Here is a 24,165-nt window from a genome sequence, read left to right on the forward strand (position 1 = left end):
GTCTCATTATACGATGCGCAACCGGTCTCAAGCCGAACCGCGGGATACCGCTGCCGCCCCGCTCGGCGCGCCGCCTTCCGATCTTCCCACGCCGCTGCTCGGCGGCCTCTCCCCGGCGCAATTCATGCGCCGCTACTGGCAGAAGAAGCCGCTGCTGATCCGTCAGGCGATCCCCGGCGTGAAGCCGCCGGTCACGCGCGACGCCCTGTTCGAGCTCGCAGCCGACTATGACGCCGAATCGCGACTGATCACCCATTTTCGTAACAAGTGGCAACTGGCCCACGGTCCGTTCGAGCCGGGCGCGCTGCCTGCCGTTTCGCGCAAGTCCTGGTCCTTGCTCGTGCAGGGGCTCGACCTGCACGTCGACGCGGCACGCGCGCTGCTCGACCGCTTCCGCTTCATCCCGGACGCGCGCCTCGACGACCTGATGATTTCGTACGCGACCGACGGCGGCGGCGTCGGCCCGCACTTCGACTCGTACGACGTATTCCTGCTGCAGGTCGAGGGCCGGCGCCGCTGGCGCATCGGTGCGCAGAAGGACCTGTCGCTGCAGCCGGACGTCCCGCTGAAGATCCTCGAGCATTTCGAGCCGAGCGACGAGTGGGTGCTGGAGCCGGGCGACATGCTGTACCTGCCGCCGCACATCGCGCACGACGGCGTGGCCGAAGGCGAATGCATGACGTGCTCGATCGGCTTTCGGGCGCCGTCCGCCGGGGAGCTGGGCGCGCAATTCCTGTACTACCTCGCGGAACGCGGCGGCCTGCGGGACGAGCGTGGCGACGCGCTTTACCGCGACCCGAAGCAGCCGGCGGTCGACACGCCTGCGCAACTGCCGCCGGCGATGGTCGAGCGCGTCGCCGAGATCGTCGATGCAATCCGCTGGCGCAAGCGCGACGTCGCCGAATTCCTCGGTTGCTACCTGAGCGAACCCAAATCAAACGTCGTATTCGAGCCGCCGGCGCGTCCGCTGTCGGAGGCCGCGTTCGTCGCACAGGCGTCGCGCCGGGGCGTGTATCTCGACAGACGGGCCGCATTGATGTATAACGCGCGCTCGTACTTCATTAATGGCGAGGAAGAACCGCTCGAGCAGGCCGGCGAATGGCTGCCCGAACTGGCCAATCTGCGCCACATGGAGGCGAAACGGTTTGTAACACTATCCCGGGTTCCCTCAATGACAGCCTTGCTGCACGAGTGGTATTGTGCGGGCTGGATACGGGTCGGAAACCGGATTTAGTGAGCCTCCCCGTATGCCCGTGCAGATCAAATTCTGTATGGGAAAGACAACGTATTGACCCCGCATTTGTCGACGGTCGATAGGAAAGTGCATATAATTTCCGCCCAAGCCGTAGGGAAGATTCACGCTCTAGAAGTGCGTCTCCACCAGCGGCCCAGGTCGGTGTTGGAGCACATTACCGGTATTGTTTCGCGCTGTTGCTTACCTTTAACCATAAAAGGACGTGATCATGAAGAAATCCCTCCTCGTAGCTTCCCTGTTGGCTGCTGTTGCACTGGCTGCTTGCAACAAGAGCGCTGATCAAGCTGCTTCGTCGGCTGCTAGCGACGCATCGGCTGCTGCTTCGTCGGCTGCTTCGGCAGTTGCTGGTGCTGCGAGCGACGCTTCGGCTGCTGCTTCGTCGGCGACGGCTGCTGCGAGCGACGCAGCTGCTGCTGTGGCGTCGGCTGCTTCGGCAGCGACGGCTGCTCCGGCTTCGGGCGCAAGCCAGTAAGCCTCAGCATCAGCTGAAAAAAAACCGGCCTTCGGGCCGGTTTTTTTACGTCTGTCGGTTACGCGCATCATTTCCGGCAGCCAGGCCGGCCAGGAGCCGTCCTGTACGCCCTACCTGCACCCGCTCAGCCGAGCGTCAGCCAGTCGAAGCCCGCGTCCTGCGTGGCCACGACGATTTCCTCCCCGTCCGTTCCCAGCACGCCGGCCAATGCCTGGCGGGCCAGCTCGGGCCGGTTGTTCTGCTGGCTCAGGTGCGCCGCGACCAAGTGCTGGAGGCGGCTGCGTTCGAGCGATGCGAGGATGCCCGCGGCGGCGTCGTTGCTCAGGTGGCCGTGATTGCCGCCGATCCGCGCCTTCAGCGACTGCGGATAGCGGCTCCCGGCGAGCATCTCGGTATCGTGGTTGGATTCGAGCACCAGCGCGTCACAACCGCTCAGAACGGCCGTGATATGCGGTGTGGCCATTCCGACGTCGGTCAGCACGCCGAGTCGGCTGCAACCGTCCATGAAGACGAACTGGAGCGGTTCCCGCGCGTCATGGGGCACCGTATAGGGCATCACGGCCAGATCGCGAATCGCGGCCGTCTCGTCGCCCCACAATACGTGGAGATCGACATCGGCTTCGTTCGCGCCCACCGCACGGGCCGTGCCCCAGCTCATGTAGAGCGGCAGCGACCCGCGCCGCGCGAGCGTCAGCGCGCTACCGACGTGGTCGCTGTGTTCGTGGGTGATGAGGATCGCATCGAGATCGTCGATGGCGAGATTCAGGCGGCCGAGGCGGCGCTCGACCTCCTTCGCTGAAAAACCGCAGTCGAGCAGCACGCGGGTGGTCGTCGTGCCGCTCGAGACCTCGACGACCAGCGCGTTGCCTTCGCTGCCGCTACCGAGGCTGGCGAAGCGCACGCGATCAGTTCAACTGTGCATGCAGCAGCGAAATGATCCGCTGCGCGTCCGACGAGTTGTCGACCTTGCCGTTCGCGTCGACCACCGCGACCTGCGTGCCGCCACTGCCCTGCGCGCGCACGTTGACCAGGTATTCCTTGCCCGGCTTGGCCGCCGACGGGCCGCCGTAGAACAGCTTGCCGAACAGCCCGTCGCGCTTGAGCTCTTCCATCGTGTTCGCGTAACGGACCGTGTACACGCCCTTCTCGCGGTCGCGATTGTCGACCGCGAAGTTGGTACGGTCGAGCGCGAGACCGACGCGCAGCCATGCACGGTCGAACGATTCCGCCAGCTGCAGCGTCGCGGCACCGCTGCTCGTATCGCTGACCTGCGCCGGCGCCGTCGCGGGACGCGCATCGGTCAGCAGCTGCTTCGCCTGCGCGTCGCTCAGGCCGAACTTCTGCATGAGCTTCGACAGGAACACGGCCTCGAGCACCGGATTGCGCGGACGCTCTTCCCAGCGCGACGACGTGCCGCCCTGCGGGCCGACCATCATTTCCTCCATCGCGCTGTGCGTGATCGAGATGTCGGTGTTGCCGTCCGGCGTACGGTTCACGAGCGTGCGGAAACGGTCGCGCGTGCCCGACGAGTAAGCGAAGTCGATGACCTTGCCGATCGTGCGACGGAACCAGTCGTCGGGAATGTTCGCGCGGTTCTCGGCCCAGTCGGTGGCCATGATGCCGGTCGACGGTGCGTCGGTCTTCAGCGAGAAGCCGTTCTCCTGCCAGAATTCCTTCAGGATCGGCCACAGCTGCTCGGGCGTGCGCCCGTCCACGACGAGCCAGCGGCGGTCGCCGTCGCGCTCGATATGCATGCCGAGCGGATCCTGCGCGCTCGGGACACCGTCGGTCGCGTTGCCGGCGGCGGTCGTCGCCCGCGGCGGCAGCGTGCCGAGACCGGCGTTGCTCGGCGGCGCGACGAACTGCTGGGTCGTCGGCACCGGCTTCAGGTCGCTCGGCACCGCGAGCGGCGGCGCCGAACCCGTGTTCTTGTAGTTGACCCGATCAGGAGCCAGATAATCGTTCAGCGTATCGCAGCCGGCGAGCGCGCCCAGCGCCAGCGCCACCACCGAAACCTGGATGGCGCGAGAGGAAAAGGCGAAACGTTTCATGAAATCCTTCGTCTTGCTAGAACGCTCGTCAGGAGCGGCGCCGGACGGAGCCGGCCGGTGCGGGTTGATGAGGGGTCGAGCCGGCGGCCGCAGGACACGGCCGCCTGAGCATCAGAGGACGCCGGCCTCGACGAGGGCCGAACGCACGACATCGTGACAGCGCTCGTCGAGCGGCGTGAGCGGCAGGCGGATGCCGCCCTGCATCTTGCCCATTGCCTGCAGCGCCCACTTCACCGGAATCGGGTTCGCCTCGACGAACAGGTTCTTGTGCAGCGACAGCAGCTTCATGTGCAGCTCGCGCGCCGTTGCGACGTCGCCGGCCAGCGCCGCGCGGCACAGGTCGCTCATCGCGCGCGGCGCGACGTTCGCCGTCACCGAGATGTTGCCGTGGCCGCCGAGCAGCATCAGCGCGATCGCGGTCGGATCGTCGCCGCTGTAGATCGCGAAATGCTTCGGCGCGACCTTGATCAGGTGCGCGGCGCGATCGATGTTGCCGGTCGCGTCCTTCACGCCGATGATGCCTGGCACCTGCGCGAGGCGCAGCGTCGTCTCGTGCGCCATGTCCGCGACCGTCCGGCCGGGCACGTTGTACAGGATCACCGGCAGGTCGACCGCTTCGGCGATCGTCTTGAAGTGCCGGTACATCCCTTCCTGCGTGGGCTTGTTGTAGTACGGCACGACCTGCAGCGTCGCGTCGGCGCCGACGGCCTTCGCATGCTTCGTCAGTTCGATCGCCTCGGCGGTCGAATTGCCGCCCGCGCCCGCGATGATCGGGATGCGCTTCGCCGCATGCTCGACCGCCGTGCGGATCATCAGGATGTGCTCTTCGACGTTGAGCGTTGCCGACTCGCCGCTCGTGCCGACCACGACGAGTGCGTCGGTGCCTTCCGCGATGTGCCAGTCGATCAGTTTGCGAAACGCCGGCAGGTCGAGACTGCCGTCTTCGAGCATCGGGGTGACGATCGCGGGGATGCTGCCGCGGATTTGAATGCCGTCTTGGGTGCCGTTAGCCATGAAACGCGATTGATTGATGTACCGGTAAACGTTGAGATTGTAGCGGATTAGCCGGGCAGTTCGTAACGTGGAATTCCCGCCCCCGCCGTCGGGGTCGCGCCCTCGCGTACCGCGCAGACGCGCTGCACGAACGCCTCGCGCGGCGCGGCGACGAATCCGTCCTCGTACGCGACCACCCGCAGGCGGCCGCGCACCGCGTCCAGCAGCTCGCCCGGGGCGAGCAGGAACGCGGGATTGGACGGCTTGCCGACCGTTTCGTTTCCTTGCGCGAAGGTTTCGTAGATCAGCACGCCGCCCGGCGCCACCGCATCGAGCAGTTGGGGCCAGAGCGGGCGATGCAGATAATGGGTGACGATCACTGCCGCGAACGACGCGCCGGCCGGCAGCGGCCAGGGCGCGCCCTCGAGATCGGCGTCGCGCACATCGACGCCGGGAATCGCGCGCAATGCGGCCAGCGCGGCCGGATCGCGGTCGAGCGCGACGACCGGATGCCCGTGCGACGCAAACCAGCGTGCATGGCGGCCGCCGCCCGCGGCAACGTCGAGCACCGCGCCGCCCGCCTGGACGAGCCGCGACCAGCGGGCGACCCAACGCGACGGTTCGATCTGGGCGACGTGGCCGCCCGCGGCGGCAATGACAGGTTCGCGCATGCCGTCAGGTCAGGTGTACGACAGGCCCATCGCCTCGCGCACGTCGCGCATCGTCTCGACCGCGTGCTTGCGCGCCTTGTCGCAGCCGTCCGCGACGATCGCACGCAGCAGCGACGGATCGTCCATGTACTTCTGTGCGCGCTCGAGCATCGGCTGCTGTTCGCGCAGGATCCCTTCGACGACCGGCTGCTTGCAGTCGAGGCAGCCGATGCCCGCCGAGCGGCAGCCGCTCTGCACCCACTGGTGCGTCGTTTCGTCCGTATAGACCTGATGCAGCTGCCACACCGGGCACTTGTCCGGATCGCCCGGATCGGTGCGGCGCACGCGCGCCGGATCGGTCGGCATCGTGCGCACCTTCTTCGTGATCGTCTCCGCATCCTCGCGCAGGCCGATCGTATTGCCGTACGACTTCGACATCTTCTGGCCGTCGAGGCCCGGCATCCGGGACGCTTCGGTCAACATCGCCTGCGGCTCGACCAGGATGATCTTGCGCGCGCCTTCGAGATAGCCGAACAGGCGCTCGCGGTCGCTCATCGACAGGCTCTGCGATTCCTGCAGCATCGCGCGAGCCTGTTCGAGCGCCTCGTCGTCGCCTTCCTGCTGATACGCGTTGCGCAGCTCGTGATAAAGCTTCGCGCGCTTGCCGCCGAGCTTCTTCGCGGCTTCGAGCGCCTTCTCCTCGAAGCCCGGCTCGCGGCCGTACAGGTAGTTGAAGCGGCGCGCGATCTCGCGCGTCATCTCGACGTGCGGCACCTGGTCCTCGCCGACCGGCACGAGCGAGCCGCGATACAGCAGGATGTCGGCCGCCATCAGCACCGGGTAGCCGAGGAAGCCGTAGGTCGACAGGTCCTTGTCCTTCAGCTTCTCCATCTGCTCCTTGTAGGTCGGCACGCGTTCGAGCCAGCCGAGCGGCGTGCTCATGCCGAGCAGCAGCGCGAGTTCCGCATGCTCGGGCACCTTGCTCTGGATGAACAGCGTCGCCTGCGCCGGATCGATGCCGGACGCGAGCCAGTCGATCAGCACGTCCCACACGTTCTTCTCGATGACCTCGGGTGTTTCGTAGTGCGTCGTCAGCGCATGCCAGTCGACCACGCAGAAGAAGCACGGGTACTCGGACTGCAGCTTCACCCAGTTTTTCAGCACGCCGTGGTAGTGGCCGAGGTGCAGCGACCCGGTGGGTCGCATGCCGGAGAAAATACGATCTGGGAACATGATTGTCGTTAGAAAAGCGAGGCGAAGGGAGACAGGATGGCGCTCAGCACGCCGGCCGCGGCGTTCACGAGCGGACGCAGCCAGAAGTTCGTCAGCACGCCCGTCATGACCAGCACGAGGACGATGATGAAACCATACGGCTCGATGCGCGACAGCGCGATCGATTGCTTCGGCGGCAGCAGCGCCGCCAGGATGCGGCCGCCGTCGAGCGGCGGCAGCGGAAACAGGTTCAGCACGCCGAGCACCAGGTTCGCGCTGACGCCGGCGTAGGCCATCCGCGTGAAGAACGGCTCGTCGATGCCGGCAGCGGGCAGCACGATGGTCAGCACGCCCCAGATCAGTGCCTGCACGAAGTTGCAGGCCGGGCCCGCCAGCGACACCCACAGGCTGCCCCAGCGCGGATCGCGCAAGTTGCCGAACGACACCGGCACCGGCTTCGCATAGCCGAACAGGAAAGCGCCGCCCGTCAGGAAATACATCGCGAGCGGGATCGCGATCGTGCCGATCGGATCGATGTGGCGCATCGGGTTGAACGACACGCGCCCCATCATGTAGGCGGTGTTGTCGCCGAGCAGGCGTGCGGCATAGCCGTGCGCGGCCTCGTGCAGCGTGATCGCGAAGATCACGGGCAGCGCGTAGACGGCGATGGTCTGTATCAGGGAAGCGTCCATATCGCGTTATTGTAACAAGCGCACTCGCGCAAAAATGAAAGGCGCTTACGCGGCCGAAAGCCCGAACGGTTCGAGCGCGCCGCGCCCCGCGCGCACGAGCTGCGGCTCGTCGCCCGTCAGATCGATCACCGTCGACGGCTCGCGCGGACACGCGCCGCCGTCGATCACGAGATCGACCTGCTTCTCGAGCCGCGCGCGGATGTCGTCGGGATCGTTGAGCGGCTCGTCGTCAGGCGGCAGGATCAGCGTCGTGCCGAGCAGCGGCTGGCCGAGCGATTCGAGCAGCGCGAGCGTGATCGCGTGATCGGGCACACGCAGCCCGATCGTCTTGCGCGACGGGTGCGACAGCCGGCGCGGCACTTCCTTCGTCGCCTGCAGGATGAACACGTACGGGCCCGGCGTCACCGACTTGATCTGCCGGTACTGACGGTTGTCCACCATCGCGAAGTTGGCCAGTTCCGACAGGTCGCGCACGAGCAGCGAAAGATGCTGCTTCTCGTCGAGGCCGCGGATGCGGCGCACGCGCTCGACCGCGTCCTTGTCGTCGAGGTGGCACGCGAGCGCGTAGCTCGAATCGGTCGGCATCGCGATCACGCCGCCCTTGCTGACGATGTCCGCGGCCTGCTTGATCAGGCGCGGCTGCGGATTATCCGGATGAATCCTGAAGAACTGGGACATGGGGACACGTAAAGAGGGAGAAGTCGGATGCGCGCCTGGGCGGCAGCGCCGGCGGCAAGCGGCCGCGGTACGTCAGAGCCAGCGCTCCCAGAGCGGTTTCAGGTCGGGCGGCAATGGCGGCAGGCTACCGAGCTCGATGCGGCCCTCGCCCGGCGCATGGAAATCCGAGCCGCGCGACACCTCGAAGCCGAAGCGGCGCGCGACGTCCGCGTATTCGCGGTACTGGTCGGGCGTGTGGCTGCCCGTAATGACCTCGATCGCGCGGCCGCCGAGATCGATGAATTCGCCGAAAAACGCATCGAATTCGACCGGCGTGTAGCGATAGCGGCCCGGGTGCGCGACCACGGCCTCGCCGCCCGCCGCGCGAATCCATGCAACGGCGTCGGAAAGCGTCGCCCAGCGGTGCGGGACGAACCCGGGCTTGCCGTCGCCGAGCAGGCGGTCGAACACGTCGGAGGTCGATTCGGCATGACCGTTCTCGACCAGGAAGCGCGCGAAGTGGGTGCGCGAGATCAGGTCGGGATTCGATACGTACTTGAGTGCGCCTTCGTACGCGCCGGGAATGCCGAGCGTCTCGAGTTGCGCGGCAATCGCCCGTGCACGGGCGGTGCGGCCGTGGCGCGTGCGGTAGAGGCCGTCCACGAGCGTCGGGTTCGACGGATCGATGTTCAGCCCGACGATATGCACGGTGCGCGACGCCCACGTAACCGAAATCTCGACGCCGCTCAGGTAGCGCATCCCCAGCGCCTCCGCCTCGCTGCGCGCCGCCGCCTGGCCGCCGATTTCGTCGTGGTCGGTCAGCGCCCACAGGGTCACGCCGCCGGCATGGGCGCGACGCGCGACGTCGGCAGGCGACAGCAACCCGTCGGAAACATTCGAATGGCAGTGGAGATCAGCGTTCATTGTCGGTATGGCAGGTGAAGCTTCATTCTACTGCAATGCGGCAATTGCGCCGCCCGCCTGCCCCGCCGCCGCCGCCGCCGGCCTACGCGCAAAACGCCTCGATCAGCGCCGCGATCTGCTCCGGCTGGTCATGATGAACCATGTGTCCGGCATCCTCGACGAGCTTTTCGCGCCAATCGGGGAACGCGTCGAAGCGCGCCTTGAACTCCGGCAGCGGGATGTCGCCGGCGAGATACGCGAGCGTCGGCGAATTGACGGCCTCGACGTGCAGCACCTTCGCGCGCACCTGCTTCCAGACGGCCATCACTTCGTCGAGCCGGTACAGCTGCGGGCCCGCCATCTTGTGCGCGGGATCCGCCAGCAGGTGGTAGAGGCCGTCGTCGCCACGCTTCGACCAGTGCCCGGCAAGGAATGCGGCCCTGCGCGGTTCGAGCCGCGGATTGGTCTTGATCAGCCGGGCCGCCACGTCGTCGAGCGACGCGTACGGGCGCAACACCGGCGGCTCGCGCAGCTCGTCGAGCCAGCCACGCAGCCGGCGCGGCGCCTGTTCGGCCCGCGCGGGGGCGAGCCCGAACCCTTCGAGGTCGACCACGCGCCGCACGCGCTCCGGGCGCGCGCCCGCATACAGGCACACGACGTTCGCCCCCATGCTGTGCCCGATCAGATTGACTTCGCCGGTGGGCGCATAGTGATCGACGAGCGCATCGAGGTCGCCCAGGTACTCGTGGAACCAGTAATGACCGCCGCCCTGCCTCGCGACCGGCCAGTCGGACAGGCCGAAGCCGCGCGCATCCGGCGCGATCACCTGCCAGTCGCCCGCAAGTGCGTCGACGACGAACTGGAACGATGCCGCGACGTCCATCCAGCCGTGCAGCATGAACAGCGTCGGCGCATCGGGCCGGCCCCAGCGCCGCACATGCAGCTTGACGCCGCGCACCGTGACGAAATCGGAAACAGAACTCGAGGCACTCATTGCAGCCGCCAAAAAAAGAATGGTCGTTCGATTATAGCGATGGCGCTTCCATTCCGGCGCCCGGCAGTCGAGGCAGCTCTCTAGCGCCGGCGCGTGGAATCGGCATGCGGACACCGCGGACATGCCGCCGAACGATCCGCGAGGCCGGCGCGGCGACAGCGTTCGCCCGCCCGTCGGCCCGCCGCGCTAACCGGCCACCTTGCCGTCCGCCGCGTCCTGCGCGGCGAGTTCGTCCAGCTCCGCCTGCTCGAACCCCGCGATGCGACGCGCGTCGAAATTGAACGGGCCGCGCAGTCGCGGCGCATGGTACTGCTCGGCGAGCTCGCGGTAGGCCGGCACCGGATCACGACCTGCCTCGTCGCACAAGTACCGGAACCAGCGATTCCCGATCGCGACATGGCCGATCTCGTCGCGCAGGATCACGTCGAGGATCGCCGCGGACGCGTCGTCGCCCGCCTGCACGAGCCGCGCGCGGATCGGCGGTGACGCGTCGAGCCCGCGCGCCTCGAGCGTGCGCGGCACGAGCGCCATCCGCGCGAGCACATCGGCCTTGGTCCGCTCGCACATCTCCCACAGCCCGTTGTGCGCGGGAAAATCACCGTATACATGCCCGAATCCGGCAAGCCGCTCGGAGAGCAGCGTGAAGTGATGGGCCTCCTCGGCCGCGACCTTCAGCCAGTCCGCATAGAATGCGTCGGGCATCCCGGCGAAGCGCCACACGGCATCGAGCGCGAGGTTGATCGCGTTGAATTCGATATGCGCGAGGGCATGCAGCAGCACCGCGCGCCCTGCGGGCGAGCGCATGCTGCGGCGCTCGAGCTGGCGCGGCTCGACGAGCGGCGGGCGCGCCGGACGGCCGGGCAGGTCGGTCGGTTCGTCCAGATCGAGCGCCGGTGCGATCGCGGCCTGCCCGGCCAGCAGCGCGTCATGCAGCGCGCGGACCCGAGCGGCCTTCGCGGCCGGCTCGGACATCCGCAGCGCGTCGAGCGCGGTGCGTCGCACGCAGTGCGGCGCAGCCATGAAAGTAGAAGGCTCCATGTTCATCAAGCGGGGGCACCGCCCGTGCGCATCGCGGGAGCGCATGCACGCGACGGTTTACAATATGCGTTTGTGCCGTCACGCAATGCGCCCGGCACGCCAGACGCGCCATTCTACCGGCGCCCATCACCGAAGAGACCAGGAGACTCCGTGACGATCTACAAACTGGGCGAGACGGCCCCGACGATCCACGAAAGCGTATTCGTCGCCGATACGGCGGCCATCATCGGCAAGGTCGTGCTCGAGGAAAACGCGAGCGTATGGTTCGGCGCGACAATTCGCGGCGACAACGAGACGATCGCGGTCGGTGCCGGCAGCAACGTCCAGGAAGGCGCGGTCCTGCATACGGATCCCGGCTTTCCTCTGACGATTGCCGAGAACGTGACGATCGGGCACCAGGCGATGCTGCACGGATGCACGATCGGCGAAGGTTCGCTGATCGGGATTCAGGCGGTGGTCTTGAATGGTGCGGTCATCGGCCGCAACTGTCTGGTTGGTGCCGGCGCGGTGGTGACGGAAGGCAAGACGTTCCCGGACAATTCGCTGATTCTCGGCGCCCCGGCGAAGGTCGTGCGCGAGCTGTCGGCGGACGACGTCGCGCGGCTGCGCGCAAATGCGAAGACGTACGTCGAACGACGCGCGCATTTCAAGGAGCAACTCGTGCGAATCGGCTGATTCGCGCGGATTTCAAGGAAGAAGAGTGAGCGACCAGTTACAGAAATTCATGTTCAATTCGGCACCCGTGCGCGGCGAGATCGTGTCGCTGCGCAACACGTGGCAAGAGGTGCTTTCCCGCCGTGACTACCCTGCCCCGGTGCGCACGGTGCTCGGCGAGATGATGGCCGCGTGTGCGCTGCTGTCCGCGAACCTGAAATTTCACGGCACCCTGATCATGCAGATCTTCGGCGACGGGCCGGTCCAGATGCTGGTCGTCCAGTGCGGCTCGGACCTGTCGATGCGCGCCACGGCCAAGTTCGCCGGCGACGTCGCGCAGACGATCGGCGACGACACGCACTTCGCGTCGCTCGTCAACGCGAGCGGCCACGGCCGTTGCGTGATCACGCTCGATCCGGCCGAGAAGCTGCCGGGCCAGCAGCCGTATCAGGGCATCGTGCCGCTGAACGGCGTCGACGGTCCGCTCGAATCGGTGTCGCAAGTGCTCGAGCATTACATGCATCACTCGGAGCAGCTCGACACGCGGCTGTGGCTCGCGGCCGATCGCGACCGCGCGGTCGGCATGCTGCTGCAGAAGCTGCCGGGCGACGGCGGCATCGTGCCGCGCAACGCCGAGACCGACGCCGACACGTGGGAGCGCGTCTGCACGCTGGGCGGCACGCTGTCCGCGAAGGAACTGCTCGAGGTCGAACCGGAAGTCGTGTTCCGCCGGCTCTTCTGGCAGGAAAACGTGCAGCACTTCGACCCGGCCGGTACGCGCTTCCAGTGCTCGTGCTCGCGCGAGAAGGTCGGCGCGATGCTGCGCATGCTCGGCCGCGACGAAGTCGACAGCGTGATCGTCGAGCGCGGTCACGTCGAGATCCACTGCGAGTTCTGCAACCAGCGCTACGAGTTCGATCCCGTCGACGTCGCGCAGCTGTTCGCCGCGCCGGAACTCGCGACCGGCATCACGCCCGCGACCGATCAGCGCCACTGAGTGAGCGGCGCGCCCGTGCGAGCCATGCGCGCGCGGGCGCATAATGACGCACGAGCGTCGCACGCACGGCTCAGGCGCCGGAGGTCCCGCCTTCGGCGCAAACCGCTTTCCGCTGTCGGCGCGCTGCTGGAGAAATTCATGAATCGCCCATTCCGCACCCTCGTCCTGACCAGTGTCGCCGCCAGCACACTGGCCCTCGCCGGCTGCGCGGTGCAGCCGCCTTCGTCGACGATCCTGAGCCGGCTGCCCGAACCGGGCGCATCGGGCGGCCAGCCGCCCGCGCTGTCGAGCGCGGAGCGCAAACGCTACGACGAAATCGACCGGCAGGTGCTGCGCGAGCAGAACGACGCGATGGCGGCCGAGGCAGCCGCGCGCGCCTGGGCGTATTACTCGCCGCCCCCCGTGACCGTCTATGGCGGCTATTACGGCGGCGGTTGGGGAAACCGGTGGGGCACCGGCATCGGTTATGGCTACGGTTACCCGGGCTGGTGGTGGTGATGCGTGATCGCGTCGACCGACTCGATTGAAGACTGACAGGAAATAAAAAAGCGCGGCATTTCCCGCGCTTTTTCAATGGTTCAGACACCCGCGCTCAGTGATGCGCGGCCTTGCCCTTCTCGCCGCCGTGATGCCGCGACGGCTTCGCGATCGATTGCGGGTTCGGCACGACGCGCACGGGCGCCGCGGACACCGTACCGCGCGTCGACGTGCTCGAAGGCGTGTTGTTCAGCGGCGCGGCCGGCGCATTCGGCGACACGAACTGCACGAATACTTCGCCGTCCTTGACCATGCCCATCTCGTAGCGCGCGCGCTCCTCGATGGCCGCGGTACCGCCCTGCAGATCCTGCACTTCGCCCGCGATCCGTTCATTGCGCAGCTTCTCGTCCGCATTCTTCTGCAGTTGATCGCCGAGCTGCTGGCGCAATTCGTGCACCCGCAACCAGCCGCCGTGTCCCCACCATAGGGGGTACTGAATGAGCGCCAGCAAGGCAATCAGGACGACAGTGACAAGCCGCATGTAGGAGACGCAGATATAAGAAGCGCCGCTCCGCGCAACATGCACAGAGCGGCGTCGAGATGACGAACCCGATAGTAGCGCGTTAGCGCAGGTTATAGAAAGCCGATTTGCCCGGGTAGCTCGCGATATCGCCGAGGTCTTCCTCGATGCGCAGCAGCTGGTTGTACTTCGAGATGCGGTCGCTGCGCGACAGCGAACCCGTCTTGATCTGACCGGCGTTCAGGCCGACCGCGATGTCCGCGATCGTCGAATCTTCCGTTTCGCCCGAGCGGTGCGAGATCACGGCCGTGTAGCCGGCGCGCTTCGCCATTTCGATTGCCGCGAACGTTTCGGTCAGCGTACCGATCTGGTTGATCTTGATGAGGATCGAGTTCGCGATGCCCTTCTCGATGCCTTCCTTCAGGATGCGCGTGTTCGTGACGAACAGGTCGTCGCCGACGAGCTGCACCTTCTTGCCGAGGCGCTCGGTCAGCAGCTTCCAGCCGTCCCAGTCGCCTTCGTGCATGCCGTCCTCGATCGACACGATCGGGAACTTGTCGGCGAGCGTCGCGAGGTAGTCGGTGAATTCGGCCGACGACAGTTGCAGGCCTTCGCCCGCGAGCTGGTACTTGCCGTCGTGGTAGAACTCGGATGCGGCGCAGTCGAGCGCGAGCAGCACGTCTTCGCCGGCACGGTAGCCGGCCTTCTCGATCGCCTGCAGGATCGTCGACAGGCACTCGTCGTTGCTGCCGAAGTTCGGCGCGAAGCCGCCTTCGTCGCCGACTGCCGTGCTCATGCCGCGGTCGCTCAGGATCTTCTTCAGCGCGTGGAACACTTCCGCGCCGCAACGCAGGGCTTCACGGAACGTCGGCTGGCTCACCGGGACGATCATGAATTCCTGGATGTCGAGGCTGTTGTTCGCGTGCGCGCCGCCGTTGACGATGTTCATCATCGGGACGGGCAGCTGCATCGCGCCCGAGCCGCCGAAGTAGCGGTACAGCGGCAGGCCGGCTTCTTCAGCTGCTGCCTTCGCGACGGCCATCGACACGGCCAGCATCGCGTTCGCGCCGAGGCGCGACTTGTTGTCGGTGCCGTCCAGCTCGAGCAGCGTCTTGTCGAGGAACGCCTGTTCCGACGCGTCGAGGCCCATGATGGCTTCGGAGATTTCGGTGTTGATGTGCTCGACGGCCTTCAGCACGCCCTTGCCGTTGTAGCGGCCGGCTTCGCCGTCGCGCAGTTCGATCGCTTCACGCGAGCCGGTGGATGCGCCCGACGGCACCGCCGCGCGGCCCATCGTGCCCGATTCGAGCAGCACGTCGCATTCGACGGTGGGGTTGCCGCGCGAATCCAGAATCTCGCGGCCGATGATATCTACGATTGCACTCATGGGTTTCCTCTGAGAATGACGATGGATTCTTCAAACTGCGATGGCACGCGCGCCGAAACCGCCTACGCTACTGACGCGCGAAGCCGCCGCAAGGTTCATTCGATCTTTAGTTGAAATCGTTTTCCAGGAACGGATTGCGCTTCACCGCCTGGTCGAGCGTGACGAGGGTCTCCAGCAGCGCGCCCATCCGGTTCAGCGGCACCGCGTTCGGGCCGTCGGACTTCGCTTCGGCCGGATTCGGGTGCGTTTCCATGAACAGGCCCGCGACGCCCGTCGCGACCGCGGCACGCGCGAGCACCGGCACGAATTCGCGCTGGCCGCCCGAGCTCGTGCCCTGCCCGCCCGGCAGCTGCACCGAGTGGGTCGCGTCGAACACGACCGGCGCGCTCGTCTCGCGCATGATCGCGAGCGAACGCATATCGGACACGAGGTTGTTGTAGCCGAACGAGACGCCGCGCTCACACGCCATGAAGCGGTCTTCCGACAGACCGGCTTCACGCGCCGCGTCGCGCGCCTTGTCGATCACGTTCTTCATGTCGTGCGGCGCGAGGAACTGGCCCTTCTTGATGTTGACGGGCTTGCCCGAGCGCGCGCACGCGTGGATGAAGTCGGTCTGGCGGCACAGGAACGCGGGCGTCTGCAGCACGTCGACGACCGATGCGACCTGCTCGATCTCTTCGATCGAATGCACGTCGGTCAGCACCGGCAGGCCGAGCTGGCGCTTCACCTCGCCGAGGATCCGCAGCCCCTCGTCCATTCCGAGGCCGCGAAACGACTTGCCCGAGCTGCGATTCGCCTTGTCGTAGGACGATTTGTAGATGAACGGAACGTTCAGCTTCTCGCAGATCTCCTTCAGGCGGCCCGCCGTGTCGATCGTCATTTGCTCCGATTCGACGACGCAGGTACCCGCGATCAGGAAGAAAGGCTGGTCGAGACCGACCTCGAAATCGCACAGCTTCATGCTTGCACTCCACGCGCCTGCTTGTTGGCGAGCGCGGCTTCGACGAACGACTTGAACAGGGGATGACCGTCACGCGGCGTGGACGTGAATTCCGGGTGGAACTGGACGCCGACGAACCACGGGTGCATCGAACGCGGCAGCTCCATCATTTCCGGCAGATCCTCGCTCGGGGTACGGGCGCTGATGATAAGGCCGCCGGCTTCGAGCTGGGGCACGAAGCGGTTATTGACTTCATAACGGTGGCGGTGGCGCTCGTTCACGTCCTTGCCGTAGATCTCTTCGGCCATCGTGCCGGGCTTGATCGGACAACGTTGCGAGCCGAGGCGCATCGTGCCGCCGAGATCGGATTCCTCGGTGCGCGTCTCGACCTTGCCTTCGCGGTCGTACCACTCGGTGATCAGCGCGACCACGCGTTCCGGCGTGTCCGGATCGAATTCCGTGCTGTTTGCCTGCTTCATGCCGACGACGTCGCGCGCGAATTCGATCACCGCGAGCTGCATGCCGAGGCAGATGCCGAGGTACGGCACCTTCGACTCGCGCGCGTAGCGGATCGCGGCGATCTTGCCTTCCGTGCCACGACGGCCGAAACCGCCCGGCACCAGCACGGCGTCGAGATGCTTCAGGCTGTCGACACCGTTCGTCTCGATCTCTTCCGAGTCGATGTACTCGATGTTGACCTTGGTCGACGTGTGCAGCGATGCGTGGCGCAGCGCCTCGATCAGCGACTTGTACGACTCGGTCAGGTCGACATACTTGCCGACCATGCCGATCGTGACTTCGTGCTTCGGGTTTTCCAGCTTCTCGACGAGCTCCGACCACATGCTCAGGTCGGCGTCCTTCGGCGACAGCTTCAGTTCCTCGCAGATGATCCGGTCGAGGCCCTGGTCGTGCAGCATCTGCGGAATCTTGTAGATGCTGTCGGCGTCCCACACCGAGATCACGGCATCTTCCGGCACGTTCGAGAACATCGAGATCTTCTTCGATTCGTCGTCGGGGATGCGGCGATCCGCACGGCACAGCAGCACGTGCGGCAGGATGCCGATCTCCCGCAGCTTCTGCACGCTGTGCTGGGTCGGCTTCGTCTTCAGCTCGCCGGCCGTCGCGACGTACGGCACGAGCGTCAGGTGCACGAAGCACGCGCTGTTGCGGCCGAGGCGCAGGCTCATCTGGCGCGCGGCCTCGAGGAACGGCAGCGACTCGATGTCGCCGACCGTGCCGCCGATCTCGACGATCGCGACGTCCGGCTCGCCGCAGGTGGCCGATGCCGCCCCGCGCTCGATGAACGCCTGGATTTCGTTCGTGATGTGCGGAATCACCTGCACGGTCTTGCCGAGATAGTCGCCGCGGCGTTCCTTGCGGATCACCGATTCGTAGATCTGGCCGGTCGTGAAGTTGTTGGCCTTGCGCATCTTCGTGCTGATGAAGCGCTCATAGTGGCCGAGGTCGAGGTCGGTCTCCGCTCCGTCTTCCGTCACGAACACTTCGCCGTGCTGGAACGGGCTCATCGTGCCGGGGTCGACGTTGATGTAGGGATCGAGTTTGAGGAGGGTGACTTTCAGACCGCGCGATTCGAGGATCGCGGCGAGAGAGGCGGCGGCAATACCCTTGCCGAGGGAAGAAACTACGCCGCCGGTGACGAAAACATATTTGGTCATCGCTGGATGCTCGCGGGAAAAACGGATTATACCGTAAAGCCCGCCCTTCTCTCAGCAATTGACGCGATGATCGCGCCCTTTCGCGCTGTGCCGCGCCAGCCGTGCGCGCCGGGGCGCACCGGCCGGCCGGTCGGTGCAACCGCGCACGCCGGCCCGGTGCACCGGGCCGATGCGTCAGGCGCTTTTCGCGAGCGCCGCGCTGTCGCGCGGCACGCCGCCCTCCGCCGTTTTCAGCGAACTCAGCATCCGCTGCAATGCGCGGGCCGTCTCGATCGGCCGCTCCATCGGGAACAGGTGGCTGCCCTCGAGCCATTCGATGCGCCCGCGCGCCGCGCGACGCGTCGCATCGAGCCCGACCTGCCGCACTTCGCGCGAGCGCGTGCCGGCGAGAAAGCCGAGCGGCACCGGCGCGCCGTGCGCGAGCCGCGGACCGAGCGTATGCGGCAGTGTCCGGTAGATCAGGTATTCGACCTGCCGGTCGAACGCGAGCACGCGTTCGCCGTCGGCGCCCGCCTGTGGAATGCCGTAGTCGATGTAGTCGGACAGCATCCGCTCGTCCCAGCGCGCGAACGCGGGTTTCTCGTGAAAATGCCGCCAGGCTTCGTCGCGGCTCACCCAGCGCGTGCGCCGGTTGCGCGTCGCGGCCGCCGGCGACAGCCGTTCGTCGAGGCCGGCCCACTGGCTCGCGCGCAATGCGCCGGCGCGCCATCCCGCGATGATCGGCGAATCGATCATCACCACGCCGCGCACCCAGTGCGGCTTCTTCAGCGCGGCCATCAACGACAGGTAACCGCCGAGCGAATGGCCGACGAGCCAGACCGGGCGCTCGTAGCGGCTGCCGATGTCGTCGAGCAGCTGCTCGACGAGATGCGGCCAGTCGCGCGTCACCGGGTAGCGGCGGTCGTGACCGATGCGCTCGATGTAGCGCAGCTCGTAGTCGTCTGCCAGCTCGGCGAAGATCGTCCGGTACGTCGATGCCGGAAAACCGTTCGCATGCGAGAAATGGAGGATGTCCTTCAAACGCCGATGTCTCCTTTGTCGACCGGAGTCAGCGCGCTCGAGCTGACTCCGGTCCCATGCTTCGCGGTCGGCCGGGGCTGGCCCTTCAGCACCACCTCCGGCCTCCGCCTTCTTGACCCGCGCCGTCGAGCCGCTCACCGGTCCATCCAGTACCGCCGCTGCGCATCGCGATGACGCTCGAACGCGAAACCGCCGCCCGCCGGGGCGATGTCGAACCTCACGGCCCCGTCTCGATCGGTGCGCGGCAGCGGAATCCCGCGCGTTTCGTAGCGCGCGAGGACCGTCCGGTGCGGATGCCCGAATCGATTGCGATAGCCTACAGGAAATACCGCGACGCGCGGCCCGACCGAATCGAGGAAAGGCTCGACCGACGACGTGCGGCTGCCGTGGTGCGGCACGACGAGGATCTGCGCGGCCAGCGCGTCGCGCGCATCCTCCACCAGGCGGCGCTCGGCGCGTGCCTCGATGTCGCCCGTCAGCAGCGCCGACGTGTCACCCGCGTCGATGCGCAGCACGCACGACTTCTCGTTCGAGGAACCCGCGCCGGCAACGCCCGGCGGCCACAACATCGTGAATACGACGCCGTCCCAGACCCACCGCTGTCCGGCCGCGCACGGCAGCCGATCCGCCACGCCGGCCGCATGCGCGTCGCGCCACAGCCGGTGCCGCGGCGCAATGCCGGCGAGCAGCTGGCGGACCTCGGCGGCCGCATAGACGGCCGCCGCGCCGCCCGCGTGATCGGCGTCCGCATGACTCAGGACGAGCGAATCGACGGTACGGATTCCGCGGGCACGCAACGCCGGCGCGACGATCCGCGCACCGGCATGGGTCGACTCCGCCCCCGGTCCCGCGTCGAACAGCAAGGTCCGGCGCGCGGTCTCCACCAGCACCGACGCGCCCTGCCCGACGTCGAGCACGGTCAGCCGGAAGCCGCCGGGCGGCGGCGCATCGGGTGCCGGCGCGACCAGCGGCAGCCATGTCATCGGCGCCGCCCAGCGCAGCGGCCAGCCGCGCGGCATCAAGACCCACGCGACACCCACGCACGCAAGCGCCAGAACCGGCCAGTCGGGCATGCGCAGCCAGAACACGCCGGCCGGCCAGTCGGCGAGGTGCCGGAGCAGCGCCATCATCGGTTCGAGCGCCGCATGCGCGAGCCGGAACGCATACGCGTCCAACGGCGCGGGCAACCCGATCCCGGCGAGCACGATCGGCGTCACCACGGCGCTGACCCACGGGATCGCAAACGCATTGCCGAACGGGCCCGATATCGAGATCTGAGCGAACCACGCGGCCGTCAGCGGCGCAAGACCGATCGTCACCGCGTACTGCACGCGTGTCGCCTCCGCGACACGGCGCCCGGCACGCTTGCACCACGCGCGCAGGCGGTGCCAGCGGTCGACCGTGGCAGCGCCGTCCGTCCCGCGGTCGTCGCCGCCGTCGAATTCGCGCACCGCGCGCCAGCCCGCCACGGCCATCAGGATCACGGAGACCGCGCCAAAAGACAGCCAGAACCCGGCCGACACCACCGCCCACGGATCGACCAGCAGCACGCCGCCGAGCGCCGCGCACAACACGGCGGACGGCGGCACACTGCGTCCGGCGAGATAGCCAGCCGCCCCGGCCGCGATCATCCACCACGCGCGCTGCGCCGGCACGTTGAACCCGGCAAGCGCCGCATAGCCGGCGGCGGCCGTCAGCGCCGCCACCGAAGCCGCATACGGCGCAGGCATCGCGAGCGCCGCGGCATGTCCGCGCCAGCGCAGACGCCGCCAGACCCACGATACGATCCCGCCCGCGAGCGCGCCGACGAGCCCGACGTGCAGGCCCGAAATCGCGACCAGATGACTCGTGCCGGTATTGCGCAGCACGCGCCATGCGTCGTCGCCGATGCCGGATTGATCGCCGACCGCGAGCGCGGTCACGATGCCGCGATGGCGCGCGTCGCTGCCGAGCGCGTCACCGATACCGTTGCGCAGCGCGTCGCGCAGCCGATCGATCGATGCGCGCCATCCCGATGCCCGCGCATCAAGCAGCTCCGCCCGCTCGGGCGCGACCACATAGCCGATCGCGCGAATGCCCGCGGCAAGCCACGCCGCCTCGCTGTCGCGCACGCCGGGATTCGCCTCGGCATGCGGGCGCTTCAGGCGCACGACGAGACGCCAGCGCTGCGCGGCGCGCAAATCGGGCATCGCGTCGCGTGCTGCGCGCGCGCCGTACGTGCGCCACGACAACCGGATCAGCGGAGGGAAACGGGCCAGCCCCGCATCGTTCGATTCGACGGCCAGCAGCAGTCGCGCGCCGGTCTCGTCGATCACGGGCAACCCGCGGATCACGCCCGTGACGACGATGTCGCGCCCTTCCCGCTCGACAGGCAGGCTGTCACGCAGCCGCCATTCGGCACGTGCGGCCGCATAGCCGAATCCGATCGCACCGGCGGCGCAAGCGCACAGCATCCACCGGAGCGCGACGATCGCGCGGGTTCGACGGCGCCGCGCACACCCTGCGAGCAGCGCGCCGCAACCGGCCAGCACGACCGCCCCGCCTACCCAGCCGCCCATGCCCGGCAACGCCGCCTGCCGCTGCAGCACGACGACGCCGAGCGCAAACGCGATCCACCACACGCGCATCGCACCTCCTCGTCGACCTGGCGCCGCCGTCGATGCGGCACCTTCCGGCAACGATTATGCGGACGAAAGTGCGAGGCGCGGCAGCGCGGCGAGCGCGTTAGCCGTTGTGGATAGGGACAGCGCGTGCGCGTCGATCCCGCGCAGTTCGGCGAGCACGCCGCCGATGCGCGGCACCTGGTCGGGCGCGTTGCGGGACTTGTACGCCCACTCGGGCGCGATGTCGGGCGCGTCCGTCTCGACGACGATCGCGTCGAGCGGCAACTGCGCGGCGAGCCGCCGGATCTGCAACGCGCGTCCGAACGTCACGTTGCCGCCGAAACCGAGATGCAGCCCCTGCGCGAGATATGCATCGGCCTGCTGGAAACTGCCGTTGAACGCATGCGCGATGCCGCGCCGCACGCCGAAGCGGCGCAGCCCGGCGAGCACGCGGTCCTGCGACTTGCGTACGTGGCACAGCACCGGCAGGTCGAATTCGCGCGCGAGCTTGAGCTGCCCCTGATAGAAGAATTGCTGGCGCTCCTCGTCGAGGCCGGGCACGAAGTAGTCGAGACCGATCTCGCCGATCGCGACGAAGCGCGGATCGTCGAGGCTCGCCTCGATCTCCATGCGCAGGCGGTCGAGATCCTCGTCGCGCGCGTGCGGCGTATACATCGGATGGATGCCGAGCGCGTAGACGGCACCCGGCGTGCGCTGCGCCAGTTCGCGCACGGTCGTGAAATTGTCGCGTCCGATGCTCGGAATCACGATGCGCGACACGCCGGCCGCGCGCGCCGCGTGCGCGACGGCGTCGCGGTCGGCGTCGAACTCGGCGGCATCGAGATGGCAATGCGTATCGATCCACATGGCGGCTTTCCTGCGCCCTCGCCGCCGCGCCGGGACTCGCCCGGCGGCACGGCGGAGCGTTCGTTCACACCGGCAGCGCCGGCTCCTCGTGCAGCACGCCGTCGCGCAGGCGCATGATGCGGTCGCAGCGCGCCGCGAGCTCGGGATCGTGCGTGACGATCACGAAGCTCGTTTCGAGCGTCTCGGACAGTTCGAGCATCAGGTTGAATACCGTGTCGGCGGTCGTGCCGTCGAGGTTGCCGGTCGGCTCGTCGGCGAGTACGCAGGCGGGCTTCGTCACCAGCGCACGCGCGATCGCCACGCGTTGCCGCTCGCCGCCCGACAGCTCGCCCGGCCGATGCTTCGCACGCGGCCCGAGACCGACGCGTTCGAGCATCGCCTGTGCCTGCGCGCGTGCATCCTCGGTCGTCATCCGGCGGATGCGCAGCGGCATCGCGACGTTGTCGAGCGCGGTGAATTCCGGCAGCAGGTGATGGAACTGGTAGACGAAGCCGAGCGCGCGGTTGCGCAGCTCGTTGCGCTCGCGCTCGGCGAGTTGCGTAAACGGCTTGCCGAGCAGCGACACTTCGCCCGCGCTCGGTTCGTCGAGGCCGCCCAGCACGTGCAGCAGCGTGCTCTTGCCGGAGCCCGACGCGCCGACGACCGCGAGCTTCTCGCCGCGCCGCACCGTCAGCTCGGTGTTGTTGAGCACCTGCACGTTGAAGCCGCCCTGCACGAACGCCTTCGTGATCCCGCGCGCCTGAAGCACGTATTCCTGCATACCTGCCGAATCCTGTCTGATGGGTTGTCGTGAATCCGCCAATGCGGTCGCGCGATCATTCATAGCGCAGCGCCTCCGCCGGCTTCACCTTCGCGCCGCGCCAGCTCGGATAGAGCGTCGCGACGGCCGACAGCACGAACGCGATCAGACCGATCTTGATGACGTCGCCCGCGACGAGCTCCGACGGCAGCTCGCTGATGAAGTACACCGACGGCGGCAGGAACTGCACGCCGAACAGATGCTCGATCATCGGGATCAGCCACGGAATGCTCCACGCGATCAGGCAGCCGAGCGCGACGCCCGACGCGGTGCCGACGAAGCCGATCGTCACGCCCTGCACGACGAAGATCTTCATGATCGAGCCTGGTTGCGCGCCGAGCGTGCGCAGGATCGCGATGTCGGCCTGCTTGTTGGTCACCGTCATCACGAGCGACGACACGAGGTTGAACGCGGCCACCGCGATGATCAGCGTGAGGATGATGAACATCATCCGCTTCTCGATCTGCACGGCCGAGAACCAGGTCTTGTTCTGCTGGGTCCAGTCGCGGATGTACAGGCTGCCCGACAGCGTATGCGACAGCTCGACCGCGACCTGCGGCGCCTTCTGCATGTCGGTGAGCCGCAGCCGCACGCCGGTCGGCGCGGACATCCGGAACAGCGCCTCCGCATCGCGGATGTTGATCATCGCGAGCGTGCTGTCGTATTCGTAGTGGCCCGACTCGAACACGCCGACCACCGTGAACTGCTTGAGCCGCGGCATCATCCCGGCCGGCGTGATCGTGCCTTCGGGCGCGACGAGCGTGACCTTGTCGCCGACCGTCACGCCGAGGTTGCCGGCGAGCGCATCGCCGAGCACGATGCCGAACTGGCCGGGCACGAGCGCGGTGAGCTGGCCCGCCTTCATGTCCTTGCCGATGTCCGACACCTGCGGTTCGAGCGACGGCTCGACGCCGCGCAGCATCACGCCGCTCACCGCGTCCTGGCGCGTGAGCAGCGCCTGCGCGTCGACGTACGGCGCCGCGCCGATCACCGACGTATTGCGGCGCGCTTCCTGCGCGGTCAGCTGCCAATCGGGCATCGAGCCGGTCGGCGAGAATACCTCGACGTGCGCAAGCACCGACAGCATGCGGTCGCGCACTTCCTTCTGGAAGCCGTTCATCACGGACAGCACGACGATCAGCGCCGCGACGCCGAGCGCGATCCCGAGCATCGAAACGAGCGCGATGAAGGAAATGAAGCCGTTGCCGGTCGTGCGTTTGCCGGCGCGTGTGTAGCGCCAGCCGATCTGCCATTCGTACGGAAGTTTCAAGCGAATCCTTTCTGCTGGTTACGGCGGGGATGGCGGCC

The 24,165-nt window shown here is 67.3% G+C and carries 25 protein-coding genes; 5 read left to right on the plus strand and 20 right to left on the minus strand.

The features are described from left to right. The first annotated feature begins 13 nt into the window (after nucleotides 1-13). Together WS45_RS25110 and WS45_RS36570 are read left to right on the plus strand one after the other, a co-directional pair. Nucleotides 14-1,234, plus strand: coding sequence for a cupin domain-containing protein (locus tag WS45_RS25110; protein WP_059690931.1), 1,221 nt, complete (start codon nucleotides 14-16; stop codon nucleotides 1,232-1,234). Nucleotides 1,235-1,288: 54 nt separating this feature from the next. Beyond that, nucleotides 1,289-1,534 carry a hypothetical protein gene (locus WS45_RS36570; RefSeq protein ID WP_011657350.1) on the plus strand — a complete coding sequence of 82 codons (246 nt, stop codon included), beginning with the start codon at nucleotides 1,289-1,291 and terminating at the stop codon, nucleotides 1,532-1,534. Between the two features lie 20 nt (nucleotides 1,535-1,554). Here WS45_RS36570 and WS45_RS35770 read toward each other — a convergent pair whose 3' ends face one another. The 11 genes from WS45_RS35770 to WS45_RS25160 all read right to left on the minus strand — a co-directional run bounded on the left by WS45_RS35770 (nucleotide 1,555) and on the right by WS45_RS25160 (nucleotide 10,923). After that, on the minus strand, nucleotides 1,555-1,737 hold the full coding sequence (locus tag WS45_RS35770; RefSeq protein WP_162499716.1) for a hypothetical protein: 183 nt from the start codon (nucleotides 1,735-1,737) through the stop codon (nucleotides 1,555-1,557). Nucleotides 1,738-1,851: 114 nt separating this feature from the next. After that, on the minus strand, nucleotides 1,852-2,628 hold the full coding sequence (locus WS45_RS25115; RefSeq protein WP_059702225.1) for an MBL fold metallo-hydrolase: 777 nt from the start codon (nucleotides 2,626-2,628) through the stop codon (nucleotides 1,852-1,854). Between the two features lie 4 nt (nucleotides 2,629-2,632). Continuing rightward, nucleotides 2,633-3,778 (minus strand): outer membrane protein assembly factor BamC, encoded by a 1,146-nt coding sequence (gene bamC, locus WS45_RS25120; protein ID WP_059535804.1) that lies wholly within the window; start codon nucleotides 3,776-3,778, stop codon nucleotides 2,633-2,635. Between the two features lie 111 nt (nucleotides 3,779-3,889). Next, a complete protein-coding gene (gene dapA, locus WS45_RS25125; RefSeq protein WP_059702227.1) occupies nucleotides 3,890-4,792 on the minus strand; it encodes a 4-hydroxy-tetrahydrodipicolinate synthase in 903 nt (300 codons plus the stop codon). A 47-nt stretch (nucleotides 4,793-4,839) separates the two neighbouring features. Next, a complete protein-coding gene (locus WS45_RS25130) occupies nucleotides 4,840-5,442 on the minus strand; it encodes a class I SAM-dependent methyltransferase (RefSeq protein WP_059702229.1) in 603 nt (200 codons plus the stop codon). A gap of 9 nt (nucleotides 5,443-5,451) precedes the next feature. Continuing rightward, nucleotides 5,452-6,654 (minus strand): tryptophan--tRNA ligase, encoded by a 1,203-nt coding sequence (locus WS45_RS25135; RefSeq protein WP_059690935.1) that lies wholly within the window; start codon nucleotides 6,652-6,654, stop codon nucleotides 5,452-5,454. A gap of 8 nt (nucleotides 6,655-6,662) precedes the next feature. Continuing rightward, entirely contained in the window at nucleotides 6,663-7,325 is a 663-nt protein-coding gene (locus WS45_RS25140) for a site-2 protease family protein (RefSeq protein ID WP_059690936.1), read from the minus strand. A gap of 45 nt (nucleotides 7,326-7,370) precedes the next feature. Next, nucleotides 7,371-8,003, minus strand: a complete 633-nt coding sequence (locus WS45_RS25145; RefSeq protein WP_059535812.1) for an L-threonylcarbamoyladenylate synthase — start codon at nucleotides 8,001-8,003, stop codon at nucleotides 7,371-7,373. Between the two features lie 72 nt (nucleotides 8,004-8,075). Then, nucleotides 8,076-8,906, minus strand: coding sequence for a 3',5'-nucleoside bisphosphate phosphatase (locus WS45_RS25150; protein ID WP_059702231.1), 831 nt, complete (start codon nucleotides 8,904-8,906; stop codon nucleotides 8,076-8,078). A gap of 82 nt (nucleotides 8,907-8,988) precedes the next feature. Continuing rightward, the gene (locus WS45_RS25155; RefSeq protein WP_059690939.1) at nucleotides 8,989-9,879 is read right to left on the minus strand and encodes an alpha/beta fold hydrolase; all 891 of its coding nucleotides are present in this window, start codon (nucleotides 9,877-9,879) and stop codon (nucleotides 8,989-8,991) included. Between the two features lie 186 nt (nucleotides 9,880-10,065). Next, nucleotides 10,066-10,923 (minus strand): ferritin-like domain-containing protein, encoded by an 858-nt coding sequence (locus WS45_RS25160; RefSeq protein WP_059702233.1) that lies wholly within the window; start codon nucleotides 10,921-10,923, stop codon nucleotides 10,066-10,068. Nucleotides 10,924-11,067: 144 nt separating this feature from the next. Between WS45_RS25160 and WS45_RS25165 the strand changes: the two genes are divergently transcribed. From WS45_RS25165 to WS45_RS25175, 3 genes are all read left to right on the plus strand, one after another. After that, nucleotides 11,068-11,592, plus strand: a complete 525-nt coding sequence (locus WS45_RS25165; protein ID WP_059702236.1) for a gamma carbonic anhydrase family protein — start codon at nucleotides 11,068-11,070, stop codon at nucleotides 11,590-11,592. A 25-nt stretch (nucleotides 11,593-11,617) separates the two neighbouring features. Next, nucleotides 11,618-12,568 carry an Hsp33 family molecular chaperone HslO gene (hslO, locus tag WS45_RS25170; protein ID WP_059535822.1) on the plus strand — a complete coding sequence of 317 codons (951 nt, stop codon included), beginning with the start codon at nucleotides 11,618-11,620 and terminating at the stop codon, nucleotides 12,566-12,568. Nucleotides 12,569-12,706: 138 nt separating this feature from the next. Further along, entirely contained in the window at nucleotides 12,707-13,066 is a 360-nt protein-coding gene (locus tag WS45_RS25175; RefSeq protein ID WP_059535824.1) for a hypothetical protein, read from the plus strand. 94 nt (nucleotides 13,067-13,160) lie between these two features. Here WS45_RS25175 and ftsB read toward each other — a convergent pair whose 3' ends face one another. From ftsB to WS45_RS25220, 9 genes are all read right to left on the minus strand, one after another. Further along, the gene (gene ftsB, locus WS45_RS25180) at nucleotides 13,161-13,586 is read right to left on the minus strand and encodes a cell division protein FtsB (RefSeq protein ID WP_059535825.1); all 426 of its coding nucleotides are present in this window, start codon (nucleotides 13,584-13,586) and stop codon (nucleotides 13,161-13,163) included. A gap of 82 nt (nucleotides 13,587-13,668) precedes the next feature. Next, nucleotides 13,669-14,952, minus strand: coding sequence for a phosphopyruvate hydratase (gene eno / locus WS45_RS25185; RefSeq protein WP_011885396.1), 1,284 nt, complete (start codon nucleotides 14,950-14,952; stop codon nucleotides 13,669-13,671). 106 nt (nucleotides 14,953-15,058) lie between these two features. Next, nucleotides 15,059-15,913 carry a 3-deoxy-8-phosphooctulonate synthase gene (gene kdsA / locus WS45_RS25190; protein WP_014896643.1) on the minus strand — a complete coding sequence of 285 codons (855 nt, stop codon included), beginning with the start codon at nucleotides 15,911-15,913 and terminating at the stop codon, nucleotides 15,059-15,061. Further along, nucleotides 15,910-17,568, minus strand: a complete 1,659-nt coding sequence (locus tag WS45_RS25195) for a CTP synthase (protein ID WP_059690943.1) — start codon at nucleotides 17,566-17,568, stop codon at nucleotides 15,910-15,912. Before WS45_RS25195 ends, kdsA begins: the two co-directional genes overlap by 4 nt. A gap of 174 nt (nucleotides 17,569-17,742) precedes the next feature. After that, on the minus strand, nucleotides 17,743-18,588 hold the full coding sequence (locus WS45_RS25200; RefSeq protein ID WP_059535830.1) for an alpha/beta fold hydrolase: 846 nt from the start codon (nucleotides 18,586-18,588) through the stop codon (nucleotides 17,743-17,745). 134 nt (nucleotides 18,589-18,722) lie between these two features. Next, entirely contained in the window at nucleotides 18,723-21,215 is a 2,493-nt protein-coding gene (locus tag WS45_RS25205; protein ID WP_059702239.1) for a DNA internalization-related competence protein ComEC/Rec2, read from the minus strand. 54 nt (nucleotides 21,216-21,269) lie between these two features. Then, nucleotides 21,270-22,058, minus strand: coding sequence for a TatD family hydrolase (locus WS45_RS25210; protein WP_059535835.1), 789 nt, complete (start codon nucleotides 22,056-22,058; stop codon nucleotides 21,270-21,272). A 64-nt stretch (nucleotides 22,059-22,122) separates the two neighbouring features. Further along, nucleotides 22,123-22,818 (minus strand): lipoprotein-releasing ABC transporter ATP-binding protein LolD, encoded by a 696-nt coding sequence (gene lolD / locus WS45_RS25215; RefSeq protein ID WP_059450449.1) that lies wholly within the window; start codon nucleotides 22,816-22,818, stop codon nucleotides 22,123-22,125. 55 nt (nucleotides 22,819-22,873) lie between these two features. After that, entirely contained in the window at nucleotides 22,874-24,127 is a 1,254-nt protein-coding gene (locus tag WS45_RS25220; protein ID WP_059702241.1) for a lipoprotein-releasing ABC transporter permease subunit, read from the minus strand. Nucleotides 24,128-24,165: the final 38 nt, after the last annotated feature.

Origin of the sequence: Burkholderia sp. RF2-non_BP3, assembly GCF_001522185.1 — a bacterium.
GTDB classification, from domain to species: Bacteria; Pseudomonadota; Gammaproteobacteria; order Burkholderiales; family Burkholderiaceae; genus Burkholderia; species Burkholderia diffusa.